Source organism: Xenorhabdus sp. SGI240, assembly GCF_040081915.1.
GTDB classification, from domain to species: domain Bacteria; phylum Pseudomonadota; class Gammaproteobacteria; order Enterobacterales; family Enterobacteriaceae; genus Xenorhabdus; species Xenorhabdus bakwenae.
Genome location: NZ_JBEBMB010000178.1, coordinates 1 through 2,684, shown reverse-complemented (window position 1 = coordinate 2,684; position 2,684 = coordinate 1). Strand labels below are relative to the sequence as shown.

Sequence of the window (2,684 nt, the reverse complement as noted above, 5' to 3'; positions counted from 1 at the left end):
AAAGTCGAGCATCGCGTTATATTCATATTCATATTTAGATTTAGATGCAATTATTTCTACATGACTATCATTGCCATTAATTAAATAATGCTTTAAATCAAATCTATTTCTTGGGTCATATAATGATCTTTTATTGCTCAATATCTCTGAATTAGCGACTTGATAAAAACCTGAATCAGGGTGATAGCCATTTCCTTCCCAAAAATCAATCCGATTTATTGTAAAATTCTGCTCTTCTATTGAATAATTTTGATGATTAAGATCGAAAAAATTCATAGTAATACACCTGAGTTCAGCCACAATCAAAAAGTGAATTTCTATATCACGATATGTATTATTCTTAAAATTATCAAGGCATTGAATATTAAGCCTAAGTTTAACTCCCTCTGATTCTGTATAAACAGTCTCAAGGTCTGTAGTTGATATTTTAAACTCTGTTTTTTCTGGCATTAACTGTATTGTCATATAATTTCCTAACTATTTTTGCAGCCAATTGTCTTAACAAGGCCAGAACCATCTTTATTTTGTGTAACATCTATAGAACTAGAAGGCGGCCAGGGCAACCGCATGAATGATCAAATAACATTCAGGTTAGAAAATCCTGCTTGTAATACCTGTTCTAAAAACTGAATTCTCATCCAGGCGCGTTTACGTTTCATCCTTATACTTAATTTAGTTTTTTCTGTTTCAACATATTCAAGGCGATTCGTCTGAGTATTGCGATATTTTCTGCTGCATTTTCCCGATAAATCTGACAATCATCTTCATGAAAAATCGCATCCAACACCCAATGGAGATTATTTTCAATGCGCCAGTGACTGCGTACTGCCTGAGCCAATTTTTCTTCTGTCAGTTCTGCTGAACTGATGTAATAGCGATACTCAAGGCTCGGTAATTTACCTTTTTCCTGTCGGTATCCTATTGTTACGCCAAGTGTTTTTAATTCCGGCCATTCTGGGAAATCACCGTTAAGTAAATCAGCACTGATAACATGGCTTTCCCGGATTTCGGTGCGGCCATGGCCTTGTTCTACATTGATTTTTTCTCTTGTCAGGGGAGAGGTACATTGCGCTTTCAACGCGTTTTGAACCGCCCGATGGAGACGTTTTTGGTTATCTTTAACACTTAATAGGTAATCCGCGCCGACATCAATGAGTTTCTGGGCTATTTGGGTTTGGCATCCCATTGCATCGATGGAAACCAGAGTACCTTTCAGATTTAATAATTGGATCAGCTCAGGGATTGCGGTGATTTCGTTGGATTTTTTCTGAGTCCGAACCTGCCCCATGACGAGTTTATTCGTGGTGGCGTAAACACTGACAAGATGGAGTGTTGAAAGGCGTTTTTCGGGAGAGTAAGAGCCGCGTAATACTTTACCATCAATTGCCACTAGCTCACCTTGGGTCAGTTCATGTACTGAATTCATCCAATTGATAAAACAAAGGTTAAATTGTTTTGGGTTGATTCGCTAAATAACCCGGGCAAACGTATCATCAACAGGGACGCCTTCTTTGAACAGACCTTGTTGCAGAAACCACTCATGATAGCCTTCGGTATATTCCTGAATATCGCTCCAACCCTCTGTGCCAGCAATCATTGCGCAAAGCGACGCAAACAGGATATCAAATAAGGGATAGGCGATTTTTGCGCTCTGACGCGGGTCTTGGATCGCTGAAAAATGCAGGCTAAAGTCTTCAAGGCACATGATATTGGGTTTCAATGCTCAAAAGAGAGTATAAGATCACAGCTTTTTACTCGAAGCAACCAGTTTATTTTTGACTAAAAAACATTCGTGATCTTGCCCTGGTTCTATACTGGAGAAACTTCAAGATGCGTGTTATATTTCCCCGCAAGCGGGGAAATATAACACGCATCTTGAAGTTGGATTGGCATACAAATAAGAAGTGCTGAATTAATATTTAATATATTACTGATGGTGCTGGATATTTATCCATAATATATACATCACTCACATCTCATTCTGTATAAATCCACTTATTCCAATTTGATATTATCCATTCTTTTTTTAAAGCCACTTTATCTATATGCTCGCTCTCATTGGGTAATTGAATTAATAATAATCCTGCTTTATGCCCAGTAGATACAACAAGTCCATGTCTGGAATAGTCATCGGGAATATTCACCACTAAAAGATCTACAAAATCTTCATATGGCCAGACAGCAGGGAATCTGAATACACAGCCTCTAGATATACTGTCAGATTTATAATCAACAAGTTTTACTATCATCATGTTACCCTTAAATCGTGTTTTCCCTTAGGATCGAAACTATCAGGAATATCATTTAGCTTCATATCTACTTCACCTATATGATTGCCTCGTTTTTTAGCAACTTTTTCAAACCGTCCATGCTGAGTATCAACAGAATAATAATATTTACTATCTTGATAAATTGTTCTGCCTTTATTTAACTTTTCGATATTTTTGGCTCTTGTCCAGTTGTTTTCTTTGGACACACTTTCTGCCATTTCTCTGATTTTTGGAACCCTTTCCTCTGGAGGTAAGCGAAATAGACTCTTCTCAAACTCTGCAACTGTTTGACCGTTAGGTAGAGTAGGACATTTTGTTAATCCAAACGGGTCAACCCAAGATAGCGGATTATGCACATAGCCGTAAGGGTTAAAGCCCCCCGCCAGCCCGATTGGGTCTTAGGAACGATTCCGA

3 protein-coding genes and 2 pseudogenes are annotated in these 2,684 nt (G+C 38.0%); all 5 read right to left on the bottom strand.

The window, feature by feature from the left end:
* Positions 1–465 (bottom strand): hypothetical protein (locus ABLA76_RS18220; protein WP_348988988.1); only part of this gene is annotated, 465 nt, incomplete at its 3' end.
* Positions 466–575: 110 nt separating this feature from the next.
* Positions 576–1,705, bottom strand: a pseudogene (locus tag ABLA76_RS18215) (ISAs1 family transposase).
* 271 nt (positions 1,706–1,976) lie between these two features.
* Positions 1,977–2,252, bottom strand: a complete 276-nt coding sequence (imm45, locus tag ABLA76_RS18210) for an Imm45 family immunity protein (protein WP_348988987.1) — start codon at positions 2,250–2,252, stop codon at positions 1,977–1,979.
* Positions 2,249–2,476, bottom strand: coding sequence for a colicin E3/pyocin S6 family cytotoxin (locus tag ABLA76_RS18205; RefSeq protein ID WP_348988989.1), 228 nt, complete (start codon positions 2,474–2,476; stop codon positions 2,249–2,251). The genes imm45 and ABLA76_RS18205 overlap by 4 nt, the downstream gene beginning before the upstream one ends.
* Before the next feature lie 99 nt (positions 2,477–2,575).
* Positions 2,576–2,684: pseudogene (locus ABLA76_RS18200) on the bottom strand (RHS repeat-associated core domain-containing protein); the annotation flags it as partial.